12 protein-coding genes and 1 pseudogene are annotated in these 21470 nt (G+C 52.5%); 6 read left to right on the top strand and 7 right to left on the bottom strand.

What is annotated here, in order from left to right:
• The first annotated feature begins 282 nt into the window (after positions 1–282).
• Both RDM26_RS04360 and RDM26_RS04355 read left to right on the top strand, forming a co-directional pair.
• Positions 283–1224, top strand: a complete 942-nt coding sequence (locus RDM26_RS04360; RefSeq protein ID WP_307737797.1) for an aldo/keto reductase — start codon at positions 283–285, stop codon at positions 1222–1224.
• 138 nt (positions 1225–1362) lie between these two features.
• A complete protein-coding gene (locus RDM26_RS04355; protein ID WP_307737796.1) occupies positions 1363–3390 on the top strand; it encodes an SGNH hydrolase domain-containing protein in 2028 nt (675 codons plus the stop codon).
• A 194-nt stretch (positions 3391–3584) separates the two neighbouring features.
• Here RDM26_RS04355 and iolD read toward each other — a convergent pair whose 3' ends face one another.
• Genes iolD through iolC form a run of 4 tightly spaced genes read right to left on the bottom strand, consistent with a single transcriptional unit; the run spans position 3585 to position 8266 of the window.
• Entirely contained in the window at positions 3585–5486 is a 1902-nt protein-coding gene (gene iolD / locus RDM26_RS04350) for a 3D-(3,5/4)-trihydroxycyclohexane-1,2-dione acylhydrolase (decyclizing) (protein WP_307737795.1), read from the bottom strand.
• A gap of 2 nt (positions 5487–5488) precedes the next feature.
• Positions 5489–6379, bottom strand: coding sequence for a 5-deoxy-glucuronate isomerase (gene iolB, locus RDM26_RS04345; protein WP_307737794.1), 891 nt, complete (start codon positions 6377–6379; stop codon positions 5489–5491).
• Positions 6376–7266 carry a deoxyribose-phosphate aldolase gene (locus RDM26_RS04340; RefSeq protein WP_307737793.1) on the bottom strand — a complete coding sequence of 297 codons (891 nt, stop codon included), beginning with the start codon at positions 7264–7266 and terminating at the stop codon, positions 6376–6378. The genes iolB and RDM26_RS04340 overlap by 4 nt, the downstream gene beginning before the upstream one ends.
• A gap of 4 nt (positions 7267–7270) precedes the next feature.
• On the bottom strand, positions 7271–8266 hold the full coding sequence (iolC, locus tag RDM26_RS04335) for a 5-dehydro-2-deoxygluconokinase (protein WP_307737819.1): 996 nt from the start codon (positions 8264–8266) through the stop codon (positions 7271–7273).
• 293 nt (positions 8267–8559) lie between these two features.
• Here iolC and RDM26_RS04330 point away from each other — a divergent pair, with 293 nt between their 5' ends.
• Both RDM26_RS04330 and RDM26_RS04325 read left to right on the top strand, forming a co-directional pair.
• Complete coding sequence (locus RDM26_RS04330) at positions 8560–9300, top strand: UTRA domain-containing protein (RefSeq protein WP_307737792.1); 741 nt, start codon at positions 8560–8562, stop codon at positions 9298–9300.
• Between the two features lie 125 nt (positions 9301–9425).
• A complete protein-coding gene (locus tag RDM26_RS04325) occupies positions 9426–10514 on the top strand; it encodes a transaldolase family protein (RefSeq protein WP_307737791.1) in 1089 nt (362 codons plus the stop codon).
• 191 nt (positions 10515–10705) lie between these two features.
• Here the strand turns inward: RDM26_RS04325 and groES are convergent, their stop codons facing one another.
• Positions 10706–11002 (bottom strand): co-chaperone GroES, encoded by a 297-nt coding sequence (gene groES / locus RDM26_RS04320; protein ID WP_022864743.1) that lies wholly within the window; start codon positions 11000–11002, stop codon positions 10706–10708.
• Between the two features lie 264 nt (positions 11003–11266).
• Between groES and RDM26_RS04315 the strand changes: the two genes are divergently transcribed.
• Positions 11267–12574 (top strand): class I SAM-dependent methyltransferase, encoded by a 1308-nt coding sequence (locus tag RDM26_RS04315; protein WP_307737790.1) that lies wholly within the window; start codon positions 11267–11269, stop codon positions 12572–12574.
• A 545-nt stretch (positions 12575–13119) separates the two neighbouring features.
• On the opposite strand, the pseudogene tsaD reads toward RDM26_RS04315, so the two are convergent.
• Positions 13120–14166: pseudogene (tsaD, locus tag RDM26_RS04310) on the bottom strand (tRNA (adenosine(37)-N6)-threonylcarbamoyltransferase complex transferase subunit TsaD); the annotation flags it as partial.
• 273 nt (positions 14167–14439) lie between these two features.
• Between tsaD and RDM26_RS04305 the strand changes: the two are divergent.
• Positions 14440–14574 carry a hypothetical protein gene (locus RDM26_RS04305; protein WP_307737789.1) on the top strand — a complete coding sequence of 45 codons (135 nt, stop codon included), beginning with the start codon at positions 14440–14442 and terminating at the stop codon, positions 14572–14574.
• Positions 14575–14881: 307 nt separating this feature from the next.
• On the opposite strand, the gene RDM26_RS04300 is transcribed toward RDM26_RS04305, so the two are convergent.
• Positions 14882–21115, bottom strand: a complete 6234-nt coding sequence (locus tag RDM26_RS04300) for a Rib/alpha-like domain-containing protein (protein ID WP_307737788.1) — start codon at positions 21113–21115, stop codon at positions 14882–14884.
• Between the last annotated feature and the right edge of the window lie 355 nt (positions 21116–21470).

The following is a 21470-nucleotide window of genomic DNA, read 5'->3' as shown; positions in this document are numbered from 1 at the left end:
GGCTTCCACTCGGCTGACCGTTACATCATCAGTTATTCCATTACCGACGCCAATTTATTTAGACTAAATTTATCGCCCTTGCGTTAACCGGCGCGATTTCACTATTAACAGGCTATCCAGTTTCGAGGAGTTTTGGAGTCAGACTAGCCTGAAAAGTGAATTTCTTAGACAGATATAAAAGGTAGCTGCAGTAGCTAAGAAGTTGTGTATTTCTTCCTCCGCCCTGAACTTTGCGAATCTAGTATCATACCAATTGACAGTACAATTACTTTGGAGGAGATAATGTACCAGGTTAAGGGCACGGAAATTTCCGTTTTTGAACTGGCTCTAGGGGGTAACACTTTCGGTTGGACCAGCAATCAGGATAATTCCTTTGCGGTAATAGATGCGTACCGGGAAGCAGGCGGGAACTTCATTGATACTGCCGATGTTTATTCTGCCTGGGGCGAAGGGTTAAAAGGCGGAGAATCCGAGACCGTAATTGGCGAATGGCTGCGCGAGCGCAAAGCACGTGACCAGGTTGTTATCGCTACTAAGGTTAGCCAACACCCCGATTTTCCCGGTCTGTCCCCCGCAAATATTCAGGCTGCCTGCGAGGCTTCCCTCAAACGGCTACAGACCGACTATATCGATCTGTATTACGCGCATTTCGATGATAATAAGACTCCTTCCATCGAGATGGCGAGGGCGTTCGATGCGCTGGTAAAAGCGGGCAAGATCCGTTACGTGGCCATGTCGAACTTCTCCCCTGCCCGGATGCGCGAATGGTTCCAGGTCGCTAAAGAGGAGAACCTGTCAGCACCGGTCGCGATCCAAAATCAATACAACCTGCTCTACCGTAAAGAGTTTGAAGAAAACTACCGGCCTATTTGCAGTGAGTTCGGGGTTGCCGAGTTCACTTACTTCTCGCTGGCTTCCGGTTTCCTCACTGGAAAATACCGTAAAGCAGAAGATCTGGCCGGCAAGGATCGCAGCGATTTCTTATCGGAATACAATCGTCCCGAATCTTTCGCACTGGTAGATGCCCTGGTGAAGGTGGCTGAGGAACTCGAATCTACCCCCACTGCAGTCTCGCTCGCCTGGCTGCGCGCCAAGGGCGTAGCTGCCCCGATTGCCTCCGCACGTAATCCCCAGCAGCTAAAGGATCTGGTGGCTTCCACCAACCTGAGCCTACCGGCAGCAGCGATTGCTACCCTAGACGAAAAGTCACAGTCTTTCGCCTAAATATATAAAAATAAATAAACTACCGGCTTGGGTGAGGATGGACTTCACCCAGGCCGTTTTTATGTGACAGTAGATTGCATATATTTCGCGTGCTGCAATAGCATCCTTAGGAAGCTAACCTACCGAAAGAACACCGCAATGAGCTCCCCACTAGTCCCGACTGCCTCTAAAAAGCGGCGCTTCCGCCCCGAAATTCAAGGATTGCGCGCCCTCTGCGCCTTGCAAATCATAGTGTTCCACGCCTGGCAGGTTGGCTCCCCCATCGGGGTGGATGTATTCATTATGGTTTCCGCTTTCCTCTTAGCAGATTCCTTTATTCGCGGATCCGATGCCGGCAAAAGCTACTCTGTAATCAAACGCTGGATTCAAACATTCCGCCGCCTGCTACCGCCCCTGGTAATCACCATCCTGTTGGCGATTGCCCTCACGATTAAATATCTGCCGAAAACCAGGTGGATGGAGATTATCAACCAGTCCTGGCCATCCTTGTTTTACTACCAAAACTGGTATTTACAGTCAGAGTTAGTCGACTATTTTGCTGCCGACCATTCCCTGTCTTCTCCGCTAATGCATATGTGGTGCATCGCAGTCCAAGGACAAATTTTCTTGATCTTCCCGGTAGTTTTCGCGGTAACTGCACTGCTTTGTCGCAAATTAAATATCTCCGTCCGCGAAGGAATTTTCACTGTTTTTTCTCTCGCCGCCCTCGTCTCCTTTGGCTGGTTACTAGTAAAGTTTTTCGACGGTACCGCTTCGCAATACTATTTCGACACTCGCATTCGATTTTGGGAGTTCGCGATCGGAGTTTTAGCGGCTCTCGCTATGAACAGGGTTAAAGCCAGATCCAAATGGCACGACGCCCTGGGGTGGATCTCCATCGCAATCATCGTGGTTTTCGGCCTGCTCTCCGTGGGCACCTACCCCGGTCCCATCTGCATCCTGCCCATAGTCGCAGCATGCCTAGTAATGCTATTTGTTCGCAGTGATTCGAAGTCCACCTCGGCACGGCTGTTGTCTTGCCGTCCTTTGGTATATATCGGGGATAATTCCTACGCCCTTTACCTGGTACACTGGCCAATCTTCGCGGTTTATATGGGAGCGCGTCAGCAGGCTAACCTTTCGCTTTTCGAGGGCGGATTCCTCTTCCTAGTTTCCTTAGGGCTAGCAGTCCTACTAACCGAGCTAGTTGATAACCCGGTACGTTCACTGAAACTATTCAATAAGAGCTGGCTGCATAAAGTCAGCGTTATTATCTTGGCTTTGGCGGTAGGTGCAGGTGGCATTGCTACCGCCTCTTGGCAGATAAACAAGCGAATCTCTCCCGCGAAGCACGTCACTATTTCTAGTCACCCCGGCGCGCGAATCCTCCTACAGAAAAATCCGTCCAGCAGTTTTAAAGAAGATCCCTTGCCCGCTCCTGGAGAGCTAGATAAACAGTGGGCAAGCCTGCCGTACCAATGTGACAGCGCATTTGCTGGGGCACCAGATTTTGGTGAGGCAGCCGGTCATAACAACTCTTGTCGTCAGCTTCACCAACAAGCAACTGGTGGCCCTAATGTCCTGGTATTCGGTGATTCCCATGCCGAGCAGTATCTGCCCGCTATCCAAAAAACGGCAGAGAAACGCAACTGGAATTTAGCCGCACTACTAATGGGTGGCTGTAAGATCTCACGTGACTTCAACGGCCATGACGATACCTGCAAAAAATGGGTACAAGCCGGATTAGATTGGGCGTTAAATAAGGCAAAGCCCGATGCGGTGATTATGGTCTCCACGCTTACGCAACCCGGTAGCTCCGATCAAGTATTACCTGGTCACATCGATGTAGTCTCCGAGTTCCTGGCAAAGGGGATAGAGGTAATCGGGATGCGCGACACCCCCAATTTTTCTCAAAATATCTATGAGTGCGCAGTTTCTGCCCCTAATCCCCAGTCCTGTGGCGTCCCCTATGGACAGGTATATTCGAAGACTCTTAACGGCCTGCCTGTAGAAAACCCTGGTTTCCATTTCGTGGATTTATCGCCCCAGATATGTCCCAACGACGCGTGCAGTCCCCTAGTAGGAAATCTTTACGTCTATATGGATCACGACCACCTAACCAAGTATTATTCCCAAACCTTAGAAGATTTCTTTGCCCAGCGAACCGCAGGGTTCCTGGAGCCATAGCGCTGCGAAAGCACATCTTTAGGCTGACTGAACTTGATAAATAGATACCAGCCCCGATAGGGGCTATAAACCCTCCTCATAAAAAACTCCCGGGACGGGGAGTTTCGGGAGTTATCCCCAAAGGCTCCCCGCCCCGGAACTTTTTCGGGCGTTAGCCCGACTCATTCACTATTAGATTTGCCAGATACTATTGGCTACTGCTTCCAGTAGTGACGCTGATCCATCAGCGCTTCCTCGTATTCTTTCCGAGCCTGCTGCGTGGATTCGATGCGAGAAACCTCCGGCACTACCACGTCCCAGTAGGAACAGTTCGGCGGGTTCGGACCAAACAGGTTAGTCTCGATATGAATCATCACTGCCTGTTCAGATTTCTCCGCCTGGCGATAGGCATCCCGGAACTCTTCGATAGTGTGCACTTTCAGCACTTTAATTCCCCAAGATTCCGCGTTCTTGGCGATATCTACCGGCAGTAGCTCCCCGTCCTCGTTATGGGGATTGCCATCACCCATCCGGTAGCGAGTTCCGAAACGCTGAGAGCCGTGAGACTCCGAAAGCGAACCAATCGACGAGAACCCGTAGTTTTGCAACAAAACATAGATAACCTTGATGTTTTCTTGCACCACGGTGGCCAGTTCCATCGGTAGCATCTGGTAGGTTCCGTCCCCAACGATTGCCACCACTTCCGAATCCGGCAACGCCATCTTGACTCCCATAGCCGCGGGAATCTCGTATCCCATGCAGCTAAAGGCGTACTCGACGTGGTATTGTACCGGGGTCTTCGCTTGCCACAGGCACTGCAAATCACCCGGCATCGACCCGGCGGCGTTAATCACCACATCGTTGTCGCCCATCATGTCGTTAAGCGCCCCGAATACCTCGGTTTGCGCCGGCAACTCTTGATCATGGGCACCGTAACATTCGGCGGTCTTTTCAAACCAGTCCTCACGCTCGCTGGCAATCTCGCGGCTGTAATCTTCACAGACTCGGTAATCTCCGAGTGCTTCTTTCAAAGCAGCCAGCGCCAACTTGGCGTCAGCCACCACCATTTCACCCGCATGTTTAGCCGCATCGAAGGCTTTCACGTTGATGTTTACGAACCGCACATCCGGGTTCTTGAACTGGGTGTGGGAAGCAGTAGTGAAGTCCGAGTAGCGAGTGCCCACCCCGATCACCACATCTGCTTTATCCGCCAAATGGTTCGCGCTATTAGCACCGGTAGAGCCGACGCCCCCGACGGCGCATTCATGGTCAAAGTTAATGGCGCCCTTACCTGCCTGGGTATCAGAGACCGGGATTCCGGTAGCGCTCGCCAAATCGCGCAGTTCCTGGGAGGCTTCCGCATAGATCGTGCCCCCACCGGAAACAATTAAGGGTCGCTTCGCCGACTTAATAATCGCGGCTGCCCGCGCCATCTCGGTTTCAGATACTGCGGGACGGCGCACATGCCAAACCCGCTTTTCAAACATTTCTACCGGCCAATCGAAGGCCTCGGCCTGTACGTCTTGCGGCATTGCCAGCACTACGGCTCCGGTTTCTGCCGGGTCGGTGAGAACCCGCATGGCGTTCATCAAAGACGGCATTAGCTGTTCGGGACGGTTAATCCGGTCAAAGAAACGCGATACGCAGCGGAAAGCATCATTAACCGTTACGTCCAAAGAACGCGGATCCTCTAACTGCTGGAGCACCGGATCCGGGTAGCGGGTAGCGAACTGATCCGAGGGCAGCAGCAATACCGGCACCCGGTTAGTGGTTGCCAGCGCGGCGCCAGTCACCATATTCAAGGCGCCCGGACCAATCGAAGTGGTAACCGCGAGCGTCTGCAAGCGGTTCTTGGCTTTAGCGAAAGCCGCGGCCGCATGGACTGCGCCCTGCTCGTTACGCGGCATGTAGTATTCCATTACTCCCCCATCGGGGGTGGAATCTAGTTCGTTTTGTAGCAGCGCCTGACCGATACCACACACGTTTCCGTGTCCGAAAATCCCGAACGTACCCGGGATCAGACGGTATTCTTTGCCGTCACGCTCGGAGTATTGGTTGATTAAGAAGCGAATTGTCGCCTGCGCGGTAGTTAGGCGAACGGTCTCAAATTTTGCCATCCTTAGTCCTCCTTGATGGTGGCGTTGGTCATGGGCAGACGGGGATCGGCTTCGCCGCCACCCCAATCTTCGGTGAGCCAGACATAGTCGGGATCAATAGTTACCAACCAGGTAGCGTCCTCAGCCGGGCCGGCCATTACATTCAAATAGTACAGGTGGTATCCGGGCGCGGCTACGGAAGGGCCGTGCCAACCGTGCGGCATTACTACTACGTCCCCGCTGTGTACCTCGGCGCACACATCAATAGTGTGTCCTTTAGAGGGGTAGATCCGCTGCAGCGCCATCCCAGTAGTTCCGTTTGCGGCTGGTTTTACCTGGTAGTAGTAGATTTCTTCCAAAATCCGTTCAGTTTCGGAATGTTCATCATGTTTATGAGGAGGATAGGAAGACCAGTTGCCACCGGGGGTAATCACTTCGGTGACTAGCACGTGGTCGACGTCTACCGGATTACCCATCGTGTAGTTGTGGACTTCCCGGGTGCAGTCGCCCTTACCGCGAATCATGGAGATGACTTCATCCTGGGGACAGTAGCGCAGCGGTTTTTCGTTCTTGGCTACCGAGCTGGGTAGCGCGAACCGTCCGCCTTTTTCGCTGCTCACCGTAAAGGTGGTGTTAATCGGTACGTACAGGTAATCGGTGATTTCACTCCAGATATCTTTGCGGCCTTTGATTTCGAAAGTTTCACTGCCAACCTCAACCGTGCAGCCGCCCTCGAGCGGTAAAACCAGCAGTTCGGAGTTACCGGAGGTGACCTCTTGGCTGGCTCCCGCCGGCAGATTCAAGACTTTCAGTCCCGAGAACTCCCAACCGGCTTTTTCCGGGGTTAAATCCAATTCGAACTGGCCATTTTTTAACTGACCGTCGCGGAATAAATAGTTTTCGTTATCACTCATAGCAAACCTACCGTCTCGTCTACGGCCTGCGCCACGTCGCCGCCGGCCGGGAATAATAGTGAACGACCGATAACCAGCCCTAAGACATTGGGCAGCCGCAAAGCTTTACCCCATGACTCCCTAGCGGCATCGGGATCCTTAGATACTTCTCCCCCTAGGATCAAAGAGGGAAGTGTAGTAGCTTCCATGACGCGTTCCATCTCGGCAACGCACGGAAGTTTCAGCCAGGTATAGGCACTGGTACGCCCCAGCCCGGCTGCAATCGCCATTGACTTGATAACAGCTTCCGGGGTGAGGACGTTGCTAACCTTTTCAGCCGGGCCTTCCGAAATAAACGGCTCAACCATCGCCATGAGTTTGCGCTCTGCCAGTTCATCGATGGCGCGGGCGCTCGCCTGCAAGGTAGAGACGGTGCCGGAATCTGCATAGTTGATCCGGGTCAGCATTTTTCCCCCGGCCAACCCGGCGTCTTTCACGCCCTGGGCATCATAGCAGTTGAAACGGTCATCCATTCCAAAAGTAGCCCCCGCTAGTCCGGCGCGGTTCATGGATCCGAAGACGACTTTATTATCGAGGGCGCCCAGCAGCGCCAAGTCCTCGATCATATCGGCGGTTCCCAAGAAACCGTTTACTCCCGGTCGCGAAAGCGCTTCAACGCAGCGCGCCAGCAATTCTTCCCGGTCGGCCATCGCGGAGGGATCATCTCCGGCTGCCAGCGCCCCGCGTGCCGGGTGATCGCAGGCGATAACCATCAGTTTTTCCGGTTTACCGTCTTTTCCTTGCAACGCTTCTTTCAGGCTGGGACGAGGACGGTTTTGCAGAGTTTTCGCTATCCGTTCCGGTTCAAAGGTACGGATTTCTGCCAGTTTTGAGATTAGCTGTCCCATCGTCCTACCTCTTAGTAACAATCGGAGCGGACTGCGGGTTCTTGGCGATCATGTCTAAGATTTCCGGTTCCGAAGGCATCGCCGTGGAGCATTCTAGTCGGGAGCTTACAATTGCCCCGGCGGTGGAGGCCGCCGAAATAATCTGTGGTAGCTCCCAGCCCGAGAGCAATCCGTGACAGAGCGATCCTCCAAATGAATCACCCGCGCCCAGGCCGTTAGTGACTTTCACCGGGGTTACGGGGACTTCAATCCGCTCTTCCCGGGTCTTACATAGGGTTCCCAGGGGTCCTTGCTTAACGACTGCGATCTCTACTCCCCGCTCCAGGAGGGCGTCGGCGGCGCGATCCGGCTCGGTTTCTCCGACTGCGATACGGCATTCTTCTTTATTGCCAACCGCTACCGAAACTTTCTCTAACATTCGTTCCACTTCGCGGTGAGCGGTTTCTTCATCGCTCCAGAAAGTAGACCGGTAATCCAGGTCGGCGATAGTCCATTTGCCTGCCTCTGACAAATCCCGCAGATCGAGGGCGTGATGGTGGGCACTGCGCGAGGGTTCTTCGGATAGACCGGTAACGGAAATCCAAAATATTCTGGCATTTTTCACGGCATCCTCAGGAATATCTGCTTCCGTTAGCTCCAGGTCAGGGGTCGAGGGCTCCCGGTAGAAATAGAGAGGGAAATCGTCGGGCGGGAAAATCTCGCAAAACGTTACCGGAGTGGCAAAGTTGGGATTATCCACCACATAGGTGTCATACACCCCCAAAGACCGCATCTCGGAACGCACAAATTCACCGAAAGGATCTTTGCCCACTCCGGTGATAATCGCGGAAGAATGGCGCAGCTTTGCGGCTGCTACCGCGACGTTCATGGGACTGCCACCCAAGAATTTTCCAAATTGTTCAACTTTTTCTAGCCCTACTCCGGTCTGCAACGGATAAATGTCTATCCCTGAGCGCCCGATGGTGAGCACGTCTACGGCCGGCATCTTGAAACTGTTCATACCAGCGATCCCCTTTTTTACATCGTTGTCGACTACCTCGTCAGCGCCGCTTGCCTGGCTATCGCAAACTTGCAACACTTTGTAATGACATTCTACCAAAGTTCTGAAGTGAGGGGAAGCCTGAAATTCAAATTTCGAGACTTAGAATCACAGTGCGGGTGACAAAAATCAATTACATACCGTTAACAAAGGGGATCTCAAACGTTAATTTTGGGTGTATTCTACATTAATGTAATAGCCATATAACAATAAGCGCTATTGTAGCCTCAACGCACCTAGGAAGGAGTTCCCCCATGGCAACGCTCAAAACCTACGTAACTGATATTGAGCTCGACCATTCCTCTCCCGTTCCCCTGTACCACCAGATTTCTGAACCCATCAAGGAGTTAATCCTAGACGGCACTATCCCGCCGGGAGCAAAACTTGAAGATGAGTTATCGATGGCCTCGCGCCTGGGAGTATCGCGCCCTACTGCCCGCCGCGCCCTGCAATCGCTAGTTGATTTACGCTTGGTGGTACGCAAACGCGCTGTAGGCACTATCGTTGCCCCTAAAGAAATACACCGTCAGGTTAAACTCTCTTCCCTCTACGACGATTTAAAAGACTCGGGACAAAAGCCCACCACCAAAGTTATTTCTTATGAGGAGGTCGAGCCTAGCAAAGAGATAGCAGAGGAGCTGCGCCTTGAAGAAGGGCAAACAGTTATCAAAGTTGTCCGCTTGCGTCTGGCCAACGGTGAGCCGCTAGCGATTATGACTAACTATCTTCCCTCGGAAGTAGCCCCCACTGAAAAAGAACTACGTTCAGGTGGCCTTTATGACGCAATGCGTAGCCATGGTCACGAAGTGGTTAGCGCCTCGCAAACCATTTCCGCCCGCAAAGCCAGCAGCGAGGAAGCGGAAACCCTGCAAGAATCGCGCGGAGCTGCAATTTTGAGTATGCGACGCGTCTCTTACAACCAGTCCGGGGTTCCCATTGAAATCGGAGACCACGTTTATCGCGCCTCTCGATATCACTTCACCGTCAGCCTTTAGTGACGAAGCTCACTTCCTCTTTGCTCTATTGTCCTGTCAAAGTCTTGACGCTCTAGGTTTTTCCCCTTAACCTGGAAGGGAACCGGCACCGAAGGCGGTGTCCATTGAAGAACTAAGGAGACTCAATGACCGAGATTAAGATGACCCCCGGTCCCCTGCTAGATGCAGCCAAGAATTCGAAGACCGCATTGTGGAACGATTCTTCCGATCTGGAAGAACTACGCCAGTCAATCTCTTGGGGCGGAGTAGGTGCGACCTGCAACCCAACCATTGCTTACACGACTATTTCTAAGCACCTAGACATCTGGGCTCCCCGCATCAAAAAGATTGCCGAGAGCATGCCCACCGCCACCGAATCCGAAATCGGTTGGCAGGCTGTTAAAGATATGTCTATTGAGGCCGCTAAGCTGCTAGAACCAGCCTTTGAAGCCTCCAATGGCCGTAACGGTCGCCTCTCGGTGCAGACTGATCCGGCGAACTACCGCAACGCCAAGGCGCTAGCCGACCAGGCAGTCGAGTTCTCCGAAATGGCTCCCAACATTGTGGTAAAAGTACCTGCCACCAAGACTGGGATTGAAGCTATCGAAGACGCCACCTACCGTGGCGTATCCATGAACGTAACCGTATCCTTCTCCGTTCCCCAGGCAGTTGCCTCCGGGGAAGCCATTGAGCGCGGTCTAAAACGGCGCGAAGCTGAAGGCAAAGACATCTCCACGATGGGTCCAGTCGTAACCTTGATGGTTGGCCGTCTCGATGACTGGCTGAAGATTTGCGCCAACCGCGACAAACTGGTGCTAAACCCCGGACACCTCGAATGGGGCGGAATCGCTGCCGTCAAGAAGGCTGCTGCCGAGTTCGAAAAACGGGGCTTGCGTTCCCGCATGCTAGTTGCGGCCTTCCGTAACACCATGCAGTACACCGAGCTAGTCGGTGGCGACATCGTGATTTCCCCGCCTTTTGCTTGGTCCAAGCGGATCCAAGAGTCCGACTACCAGTACGAGCCCCGCTTCGAAGAACCGGTAGCAGACGAAATCATGGAAACCTTGATGAAGGTGGAAGATTTCCGCCGCGCCTACGAAGTAGATGGCATGGGCGTCGAAGAGTTCGACACCTTCGGACCCACGGTGCGTACCCTACGCGGGTTCCTCAAGTCCAATACTGACCTGCAGGAACTGGTACGCGACGTGATTTTGCCGGCGCCGAAAGAAAAGTAGTTCAGCGTCGTCAAATAAGGGCTAAATAGCCTTAACGGCCGGGGACGAGTTTTCTCGTTCCCGGCCGTTTTACCACCGCAACACTGCCTTACACAGCGACAAGGGTAGACAAAAGGTGGGGTCGGAATTCTCCGACCCCACCAATTGCTTTATGGCTCAATTGCGTGAAAAGCACGCAGCCACGTTAATCCTTAACGCTCAACCTTTGCCAAAATGTCGCGCGCGGAAAGAATCAAGTATTCTTCCCCGCCGTACTTGACCTCGGTACCGCCATACTTGGAGTAAATCACGCTGTCGCCCTCGGCAACATCCATCGGAACCCGGTTACCCTGGTCATCAACGCGACCTGGTCCCACCGCGATTACTTTACCTTCCTGCGGCTTTTCTTTAGCAGCGTCGGGGATAACCAGACCCGAAGCGGTCTTTTGTTCCGCTTCTGCCTGCTGAATCACGACGCGATCTTCTAACGGCTTAATGGAGACTGACACTGCAGACCTCCCTTTCTTTTTCCAAAAACTTTTCGGTTTTAGTACCGGAACTTTGACGTCGCGGGTTGCCAGATTTCCGGTGCCAGTCTGGAGTCTGGTAACTCCAAATGCACTATTTAGCTTAAGTGTATTCTGGCACTCAATCAAGCTGAGTGCCAGAATTAGCTTACGCCCTGGGCGAATCCGATTCTTGCCCCCTTTAACATTGCGAAACCACCAGGATACAAGCTCGGTTAGACTAAAAATGTCAGAGGGGAGAAAACTATGGTTACTGCCAAGCCGCTACTAAGTTACCCGCAGCTGCGGCAGCTAATCGCGCATTTTCCACCAGTAGAGGATCCGATGGTGGCAGCACTTACCACCCAAACCGGTTGGCAGCTTTTAAAAGAAAACCCCGCACCAAACCCCTCCGAAGCAGCTGCTATCGCAAAGCACCTGCGTAAGCGCCACCCGGCGAATCTAGTGTCCTCCCTGCAAACCCAATGGAAACTACGAGACAAAGCCCAGGAAAAAATGGGGAGCGCGGAGGCCAGGAACTGTCTGTTTACCCGCGACGGGCTCGAACAGGCTACCCGAAAAAATGTGGCCATGCAGCGAGCTAAACGTTTTGCCGCCGCTGGCGTCACCACCCTGATGGATCTGGGGTGCGGGATTGGTGCCGACTCGCGGGAACTGGCACGCATCTGCCCAGATTTTCGCGCAGTCGACCAGAGCCCGGCGGCTGCCACCTGTGCGGCGATTAACCTCGCTTACCAGCCAGCAGCCCAAGTTCTATGTGCAAATGCCGAACAGGTTGTCACGCAGAAAAATCTGCCCGCCCTGTTTGTAGATCCGGCACGCCGCACCGCTACCGGACGCGTCCTCTCCCCTGCCGCCTGGTCCCCGCCCTTAGGGACAGTGTTGGAATGGGGAAAACGCGCACCCTATCTAGCAGTAAAAATAGCGCCAGGTATTGATCTCGCTAACCTGCCAGCTGGCTACCACGCCCAATGGGTGAGCGTAGCGGGCGACCTGGTGGAGTGCGCCCTCTATTCGCCCGGCCTTGCTCCGGAAGGAGCCGGACGCTCGGCACTAATCATTTCCCGCGGCCGGGTAACACAATACCGCTGCGCTAGTGCCCGCAATCCGGGAGAAAGTCATGTACAGGTTCAAGCGGCAGCAAACTTGGGAAACTATCTTTTCGATCCCGATCCTGCCATTATTCGCGCCGGAATCTTGCCTGACATTTGCGAACGTTTAGAGGCTGCGCCAGTATCTAGCGGAATCGCTTACCTGACCGGAACAACTCTTCCTACCAGCAAAGACACCCCGGCACTGCGCTGCTACGAAATAGTGGAAAACCTGCCTTTAAAAACCAAGATGGTTAGCTCGTACTTACGCTCCCGCCAGGCTACCCGCTTGGATGTCCTGAAGCGGGGAGTCGCCCTCGATATTGCTACCTGGCGCAAAAAAGTAATGCCCAAAAAGCAGCGGGACTGGACTCCGCTCACCATAACCGTAGCGCTAACCCGGGTAGGCGGAGCACACCGGTGCCTAGTGTTAGAGGAAGCGGGGATAACCTTAGGACGATAGCCCGGCTCGTTCTGCCGACTGCCCGCTCAACCCCTATAGGGTTATCGGCGGGGTTCCACATCATCGGGCGGCTCGACCGTCACGGACGGTTCATCCGGATCTGACTTTTTCGCCTGCGAACGCTCGTGTAGACGTTGCTGTGCTTGCTTGGCGTATTCGCGTCCCTTTTCTACTGCCTGCTCGGCGTATTCACGCCCTTTTTCCGCCGCCTGTTCCATATAGGGACGCGCTTTCTCTAGGGTTTCTTCCGCATACTCGCGGCTTTTTTCTGCCGCTTGCTCTACGTAGGGGCGAGACTTTTCTACCGCTTGCTCTACGTAGGGACGCGCTTTCTCTAGGGTTTCTTCCGCGTATTCGCGTCCCTGTTCTACTAAAGGTTTAATCCGGTCGGCGGCTTTTTCAGCAGCTTTTTCAAATTCCGGGCGCATCTGGTCAAATGATTTCGCCATGTTTTCTTTCACCTTTCGATAGATGCTTTCCGTTTCTACCTGCTTTTCTTGGGCAATACTGGTTTTAGTCGCTGGTTTTTCCGCATCGCTGGGGCTCGGAGCCATGTAAATCTGGGTGAGCGCCATCTGAGAGTCAGGGCCAAAATCTGTCGGCGAGGGCGCCATTCCCGCTTTCACTAGCGCCTCACCTAGGGCAGCGATCTGAGCGCCATTGTCGGTACAGAACCGAATCGGAGGAATCCGTACGGTAATCCCCGCCGATTCGGCGCGCTGGGCAAGGAGTTCGCGCAGGCGCGAGTTAGCGGAAAAACCGCCTCCTACTACAATCTCCCGGCAATCAAAATCTTGAGCCGCTTGTACCGCTTTCTTGGTCAGGGAATCATTTACTGCTTCGGAGAATCCGGCACAAATGTTTTCCCGCTTAATAGTTTCCCCGGCAGCCTCTAGCCCCTCGATATAGCGGGCAACCGCGGTTTTTAGACCTGAGAAAGAGAAGTCGTAGCGGTGACGCTCTTTGTCTTTACCAGCTGCTAGTCCCCGCGGGAAACGGATAGCTTTCTTGTCCCCCGCCTGCGCCAAGCGGTCTACGTGCGGACCTCCTGGATAGGGTGTATTCAGTAGACGCCCTACTTTATCGAAAGCTTCCCCGGCGGCATCATCAAGCGTGCCCCCTAGTTCCGTAATATCGCTGGCGAGGTCGCGCACCAGCACCAGGTTCGAGTGTCCACCCGAGCAGATCAGCCCGATAAAAGGAGGATGGAACTCCCCCCCTACCAGGGCATCTACCGCCAGGTGTCCGATTACGTGGTTTACGCCGTACAGCGGTTTATCTAAGGCGAGCGCCAAGGCTTTAGCCGCCGAAATACCTACGGTCAGCGACCCCACTAGTCCCGGGCCAGCCGCACAAGCAATCGCGTCTACCTCGCTTAACGCTACCCCTGCTTGTTCACAGGCAGCCTGCAAAGTGGGCAGGAAAGATTCCAGGTGCGCCCGGGACGCAATTTCGGGAATGATTCCCCCGTAACGAGCATGTTCATCCATCGAGGTGGCAGTACAATCTGCTAATAGTTTTCCCCCGCGCACCAGCGCCACACCGGTTTCGTCACAGGTAGACTCGATTCCCAGGATCAGCGGTTCACTCATAGTCTCCATTTTAGCCACACCCTGGATTTGCGACCTAACGATATCGCGTCTAGCTGTAATAACTCTGTTTGAATAGCATCCGGTCATTACTTCCACTGACAACGTGACTTTACCTAAAAACAGGACATTGGGGCTGAAAACCAGGACATTGGACTAGAAAATCAGGATATTACCTGGAAAGGACTTAGTCCAGTATCGGCTCGGCACGCTCAAAAACTCTACGATTTCTTTGGGAATGAGGGCGTTTTCTCGCGTTCGCAGGTAACGGCGATATTGGGGATAACCCCCTCCCCGGCCTCTGAACTTTTGCGAAAACTCCTGACCGCCTCCCTAATCAGCAAAGTAAAAGGCAAAGGAAAAGGCAAGTACCGTTTTACTCCTCCCCAGCCCGAGGGCGGGGCTAACTAGCTTTCTTCTCCCACCGAAGTAGCAAAGTTTGCATGTTGCATTTGTAGGCTACTGCCCAACATTTGCAACGCTTAATCGCAAGTTCAAAGAATTACTTCCTGGGAACGGGATGGGGTATTAGCCCGGTATTAGCGCCGTGATATAAACCGCTACTGGAGGCTGGCAAAGACAGAGCAGTAAGTAAAAAGGTGGGGTCGGAGAAAAATCTCCGACCCCACCTTGAAGTTTTAGCGAACCGCTAGTTCTTTTCAGTGCTCGCAGCTGTTAGCTGCCATGACAGCTCCGAAAAGAACTGTTTGGTATCGCTTTAGCTTTGCCGGCGCCTGGCAGTCAAAGTGCCCATACCGGCGATGGTTAATGCCAATGCCAGCAGGGACAATCCCAGGATGGGAGCACCAGTCTTTGGTAGACCCGAACCGGGCACCACATCTTGCGGCTCACGAGCAGCCGACCGGATAGTCACCTTGGTTTTAACTTTGGTGCTACCGGGCTTCTTGGCTCCATCTGGTGCAGTGTAGTCAATCGAAATAGCTACCTTTTGTCCAGTTACTATCTCGGTAGGCGTACCACTAATCACGCAAGCGGAGCGTTTTTCGTCCCACTTAATGCTTAAGCCTTTAGGTAGCCCCTCGGCTTTGCAGCTAGTAATTGTGGCTTTACCAGGATTATCTACCGGGACAATCACCGGGGTTAGCGGTTTGTCTTTCTGCCCCTCAATGTTGGGAATAACCGGGACGCTGGGCGCTAGAGCGCAACCGTTCTTATCGACTGCGGCACCTTTCGGGGTGTTAGCGCATTTGTCCTGTTTGTCAGCTACTCCGTCACCGTCACCGTCTTTTGCAGGATCGGTAATAGTAACAGTGGTTTCGCCACTTGCTTTCCCGCCAGGATGCTGATCGGTCTTATCTTGCGGAGTGTAATCGACAGTAATCGTAACTTTCCCGTCGGTTACCTCTTCAGTGGGGGTACCACTGATTACGCAGGCTTGTTTACCTTCGTTCCATTCGATAGTTAGACCGGCAGGTAATCCGGTTGCTTGGCAAGCGGTGACCTTGGTTTTACCGGGATTCTTTACCGGCACATCAACCGGGTCGATGGCTTTACCTTTTTCCCCGGTAATCTTAGGAGCGTCCGGCAAGCTGGGAGCCACTGAGCATCCATTCTCGTCTACCTTGGCATCTTGCGGGGTTCCGGCGCATTTGTCTTTATCGTCGGCAACACCGTCACCATCATCATCACCTGGTAGGGCAATCATGAACTTAGCAGTCACCTTATCGGTAGTGCCATCCTTATAGGTCACTTCCACCGGGATCTCGGTGTTTCCTTGAGCTGGTTTATCCCAGGTAATAACCCCGGTCTTAGCATCAATGGAGACTCCCGCCGGTGCGTCCTTACCCAAAGCAAACACGGTTCCCTCGGGAGCCGTAGCTTTCTCGTCCTTATCTTTGGTAGTTACCTCATCAAAGACCGGAGCCGCAGAAACCGCCGGTTTACCTACCTGACCATTGACATCAGCATAGGACGGATTCCAACGGTCAGCCAGAGTACAACCGAACTCGTCTACCTTATCTTTATCGGCAGCCGGAGTTCCTGGACACGAATCATCCCCAGCCTGCGGGTTCTCCGGATCAACCGGATCCGGCTTACCGTCACCATCTTTATCGGTACGAACCTTAACGGTCACGGTAGCGTTATCTACCGATTTATCCGCATAGTTCACCTTCACCGGCACGGTAATTTCCTCACCGTTCTTAGCGGTATCAGGAATGTTCAACGTAACCTGCCCAGTTTCAGCGTCAATGCTTGCCCCTTCAGGAGCATCATCTCCGAGGACGTACCGCGCGGTATCGGGAATGTTCTTATCTCCCGTTTGCGAGGCTTTAACGCTTTCGCCTGGTTTCCCAGTTACTGCCGGGTATGCCGGGTTGTAGCGATCAGCATCAGACAGGTTGTCTTTGATAGTTACGCTGGTCTTACCTTGAATATCGCCACCAGGGTGGTCGGCAGATTTATCTACCGGTTCAAAGCTGACCGTGACGTTCACGTCCTTACCAGGATCAACTATCTCGGTGGGGGTGCCACTGATTACGCAAGCTGTCCCCTCTTTGTTAAGGGCAATGCTTAGCCCTGCTGGCAGTCCTTCGGCTTTGCAAGCAGTAAGTTTGCTCTTTCCGGGGTTATCTACCGGGACAGTAACCGAGGTAATCGGGGTGTCCTTTTCACCTACAATCGGATCAATCTTGCCTACTGTAGGCGGTACCGAGCAGCCATCGTTGTCTACCTTTGCGCCTTTAGGAGTTCCCGGACACTTGTCCTCGCCAGCAACCGGGTTAGCCGGATCCTTCGGATCAGCAACCCCGTCACCATCATCATCCTTAGCTACATAGACACTGCCACTCTTACGGGCCGTGCCAGCTTCTTTAGCCCCATCAGGACGCTTAAAGCCAACAGTCAAATCCACCTGCTTATCAATACTCTTCGTGGGAGTACCACTAATAACACAAGCAGAAGAGGCCGCATCGAACTTAACGGTCAGACCAACAGCCGTCAGCTCATCAGCAGAACAAGACAAATCAGTAGCTTTACCATCATTAGTAACCTTCACACTCACAGGAAAAATAGCCTTACCAACCATTCCCTTAACCTTGAAATCACCAACAACAGGAACTACCGCACAACCATTAGCATCAACCTTAACGCCCGCAGGAGTAACAGCACACTTATCAGCAGCATCCGGAACCCCATCACCATCAGAATCCTTAGCAGGATCAGTAATAGTAGCAGTCGTATTCACCGGGATACTACCAGCAGGATTGCTAGTGTCATCACCGTCTTTCGGATCATAATTCACATTAATAGTAACCGCTTTGTCCTTAACTTCCTCACTAGGAGTACCACTAACAACACAAGCCTTCTTCTCCGCAGAGTACTTAACACTCAAACCAGCAGGCAAAGAATCAGAACTACAAGTAACAGCAGCCATACCCGGATTATCAACCGGAACCACCACTACCTCACTAATCTCCTTACCCTTCTGCCCACTAATAGCAACCGGAGTACCAACCGTCGGCTTCACCGCACAACCATTAGCATCAACCTTAGCGCCCGCAGGAGTACCAACACACTTATCCTTAGAATCAGCAACCCCATCATTATCGCCATCGGCTTCAGCGCTAATAGTTGCTTTAGCAGTGCCAGTAACATCTCCGCCGTCATGCTGGTCAGTCTTATCAACCGGCTCGAAACTGACTTTAACAGTCACCACTTTATCCTTGGCCTCCTCACTAGGAGTACCAGAAATCACGCAACCATCTTTTTGCTCATTCAAAGCAATAGCCAAACCCGCCGGCAAACCATCAGCCTTACAAGCAGTCAGCTTAGCTTTACCAGGATTATCAACCGGAACATTCACCGGAGAAATCTCCTTACCAACCTGACCAGTAATATCCGGAACCTTACCCACAGAAGGCGCAGCCGAGCAGCCATCGTTGTCTACTATTGCGCCTTTAGGAGTACCAGCACACTTATCCTTCGAATCAGGAACATTATCATTATCGCCATCGGCTTCAGCGCTAATAGTTGCTTCAGCAGTGCCAGTAACATCTCCACCCGCATGCTGCTCAGTCTTATCAACAGGCTCATAACTGACTTTAACAGTGACCGCTTTATCCTTGGCTTCCTCACTAGGGGTACCAGTAATCACGCAACCGTCTTTTTGCTCATTCAAAGCAATAGCCAAACCAGCCGGCAAACCCTCAGCGCTACAAGCAGTCAGCTTAGCTTTACCAGGATTATCAACCGGAACATTCACCGGAGTGATTTCCTTATTAACCTGACCAGTAATATCCGGAACCTTACCCACAGAAGGCGCAGCCGAGCAGCCATCGTTGTCTACCTTTGCGCCTTTAGGAGTACCAGCACACTTATCAGCAGCATCCGGGACACCATCACCATCGGCATCGGTATCGACTTTCTGGGTTACCTCCAGCTCAACAGTGTCGGTCACGATGCGAATAACCGCTTTACCGTCAACTTGCTCTTCAACCTGGTATTGAACTTCCAGAGTATGTTTACCAATTGCAGCCTGTTTGGTGACAGTTACCGTCCCGTCTTGCGCGAGAGTTATCCCCTCTACCGCTTGCTTAAGCGTAAAGTCTTTGGCTTTAGCTCCGTCGGGCATTCCGGCCACGCTCAAAGAGGTAGTTTGATCATCGCTGTTAGCATCCACCGCGAACTTATCTTTTGCAAGAGACAAATCCAGGATCGACAAAGTGTCCTCGAATGGGATTGTCAATGGCTGGAACTGTTGATCTTTTGCATCCTTGTTATCGGCTTTAATCGTGCCGGTGGCAGTAGCTAAAATGCGTACATCATAATTACCGGCCTTGGTGGGAGTACCCACCAGTTTCCAGCCGTCAACCACTCCATCTTTATTGGTGGTGTTCTCAACCTTCCAGCCTTCCGGTAGCGGTTTACCATCCGCAGTGGTGAAATTCCACTGGACATCGACCTTCTTTGGATCAAAAACCGGCAGAGAACCGGTAGCTTTTTCGCCCTCGATAACGGTTACATCAGTACCATCCGGATACGGTTTTCCAACCTGTCCCCACGGGAAAGTCGGCTGTTCGGTTACGTAGGCAGTAAACCCGTCAACGCCGATTGGTTGCGAAACCGCGACTCCATCGGGATTAACTTTAGTCATTACCGCGATATAGGTAGTGGTTTCCTTTAAATCACTAGGCACGGTGAAAGGACAATCCGGGATTTGACCATTGACATCGGCTGCCGAAAGTTCACACTCCTTAAGAACTGTTCCTACCGAGTTCGAACCGGCATTGTAATCCGTAGTCCACACAATCTTATATTTACCGGAAGTAGCTAAAGCCCCCTCGTATGGCAGTCCGCCGGTATTGGTGTGCGCAGTATCCCCAGGTTTCGCCCAGTTAGAAGTAGCGTCATAGGGCGTAACGTCGAAAGTAATCATGTTCGCACTGATACCAAAATTGGTATTCGACTGGTTGCTATAAAGCGTAGTGCCATGGGTATCCCAGCCACCAGAGCTATTGGGAACCCAGCCACCGCCTTGGTTAGCCATATCAACTTGACCCCAACCGGTGAAGTTGTTGTACATATAGGGACCGACCGCTATCGCGCCCTCGGGTACATCCTGTACAGAGACATACAGCCAGTCGCGGTTAATATGCTTCGGGTTCTTCTTGTCACCAATATGAAGGACATGGGTATTAACCCAGGAGCCTTTTTCATAGGTGGGAGCCAGAGTATGCCAACCATATTCGCTGGCTTTATCGTGGTTTACTTCCCCTTCACCCTGAAAACAGGTGTTGTCAGGAGTTACTTTTGAATCGTATCCGCATTTGTCCCAAGATTCACCCCAGGTTCCCCGGAACTGAATCGCATATTCGCCATCGCTATTGGTTTTAGCCCAAGCAGTCTCGGCATACCATTTTTCTGCGCCCTCAGCCTGTATCTGCTCTTTAATCCATTCTTGTAGAGCCGCTTCTTTCTTCCAGTCCCAGCCGGCTCCGCGGACTTTTCCGCTACCATCGGCTTCCATTCCAGCGTCCTTCATTTTTTCGCTCTTCGGAGCATCGCTGTGAATCTTGGCAACCGCATAATCGGATAGGTAGGTGGCTTTCACCACCATATTAGGAGCCGGATTATCGCCCTTCTTTGGATCGTACCCCAGCCACGCCCCAACGGCGGGAGCCTCCCAGTTAGTACCGGTATCTCGGAAGTTATTCCAGATTACCCGCCCATCTACAGTTCCGCTGGGGGTGGGGGATTTTATTTTTACTCCCTCAGAAGAGCTATAGCCTTCCTGTCCCTCCTGAAGGTGCATGAAATCGTTCTTTGGTTTTTCCTGATACCAGATTTTAGCGGTTTCTACTACGTTAGGACCGATTCCGATATTAGTTCCCGCTTGAATTTCATAGGTGACCGACTGCGGGTAAATTGAAGCGTTCCCGTAAGTATAGGCGACCGCTAAATCTGGGTAACAAGCGTTGTCGCGACCGTCTCCGAAGAAATCAGTTTTCTGGGGACAGTTATCGGACCAAACCCGCCACTTTTCACCTTCTGGAAGATTCGGGTCAGCATCAAACTTGGCTACTTTGCCATTAGGCATGAGGAATGGCTGCATGGATATGCCCCACTTGCCGTCATCACCAGAGGTAGTGGTGTACACCGGGGAGGCAACATAGGCTTTGCCGTTCTTTTCGTACCATTGCGCATAGACGCGGATACCTTTTAGCGGCTTATATTTACTGATACCGACGATGTTGTCCCCATAGGGAACACCGGTGAGCCCCACTATGGAGTCACCTTTCTTGGCCGAACCTGGAGACTCAATCGCCTCGCGGGTGGCAATACCGCCTGGAGCTTTAGTGCCCCCCCCTGCCGGATTATTACCATCGTCAGCCCAAGCACTTACCCCGTAAGACAACCCAGTGATAGCAACTGCGAATCCTGCCAAAGTTGCTAAAACAGAGCGCACCCACTGGGGGATCCTCTTAAAATGCATTTTCTTATATTCCTCATCAAAACCTTGCTACTAGTGCCTTTCCTCTACACGAGCTTTCGGGAGAAAACCTGCCTGCAAGAAGAAAAAAGGAACAGACACTTTCCTAACACTTTTATAATACAAGCGTGTATCTGCCGTTTCAAAGGGTATTTTAAAAAACACTGCTGATTGTCACAGAAAACAACTGCAGTAGCTGGACTTTAATTTCCTTAAGCAGCCGGAGCTTTAAGAATTATCACCCCAGAAAATGAGAAGGGTATAGATTCGCGCTCCTGCGCAAATCCAGCCGTAACGAAGATTGCTTTAATCCCTACCCCAGTAGGCACCGCAAATATGGAAGGGGGGGGGGGGGGGG

It is taken from the genome of uncultured Varibaculum sp. (genome assembly GCF_902489465.1).
Classification (GTDB): Bacteria; Actinomycetota; Actinomycetes; order Actinomycetales; family Actinomycetaceae; genus Varibaculum.
This window is presented reverse-complemented; position numbering and strand designations above follow the sequence as displayed.

What these genes read in the sequence shown, in the direction of transcription:
- RDM26_RS04300 (WP_307737788.1), bottom strand. Translation starts at nt 21,115, where the DNA reads ATGCATTTTAAGAGGATCCCCCAGTGGGTGCGCTCTGTTTTAGCAACT.
- RDM26_RS04360 (WP_307737797.1), top strand. Translation starts at nt 283, where the DNA reads ATGTACCAGGTTAAGGGCACGGAAATTTCCGTTTTTGAACTGGCTCTA.
- RDM26_RS04355 (WP_307737796.1), top strand. Translation starts at nt 1,363, where the DNA reads ATGAGCTCCCCACTAGTCCCGACTGCCTCTAAAAAGCGGCGCTTCCGC.
- RDM26_RS04325 (WP_307737791.1), top strand. Translation starts at nt 9,426, where the DNA reads ATGACCGAGATTAAGATGACCCCCGGTCCCCTGCTAGATGCAGCCAAG.
- RDM26_RS04315 (WP_307737790.1), top strand. Translation starts at nt 11,267, where the DNA reads ATGGTTACTGCCAAGCCGCTACTAAGTTACCCGCAGCTGCGGCAGCTA.
- iolC (WP_307737819.1), bottom strand. Translation starts at nt 8,266, where the DNA reads ATGAACAGTTTCAAGATGCCGGCCGTAGACGTGCTCACCATCGGGCGC.
- RDM26_RS04330 (WP_307737792.1), top strand. Translation starts at nt 8,560, where the DNA reads ATGGCAACGCTCAAAACCTACGTAACTGATATTGAGCTCGACCATTCC.
- iolB (WP_307737794.1), bottom strand. Translation starts at nt 6,379, where the DNA reads ATGAGTGATAACGAAAACTATTTATTCCGCGACGGTCAGTTAAAAAAT.
- iolD (WP_307737795.1), bottom strand. Translation starts at nt 5,486, where the DNA reads ATGGCAAAATTTGAGACCGTTCGCCTAACTACCGCGCAGGCGACAATT.
- RDM26_RS04340 (WP_307737793.1), bottom strand. Translation starts at nt 7,266, where the DNA reads ATGGGACAGCTAATCTCAAAACTGGCAGAAATCCGTACCTTTGAACCG.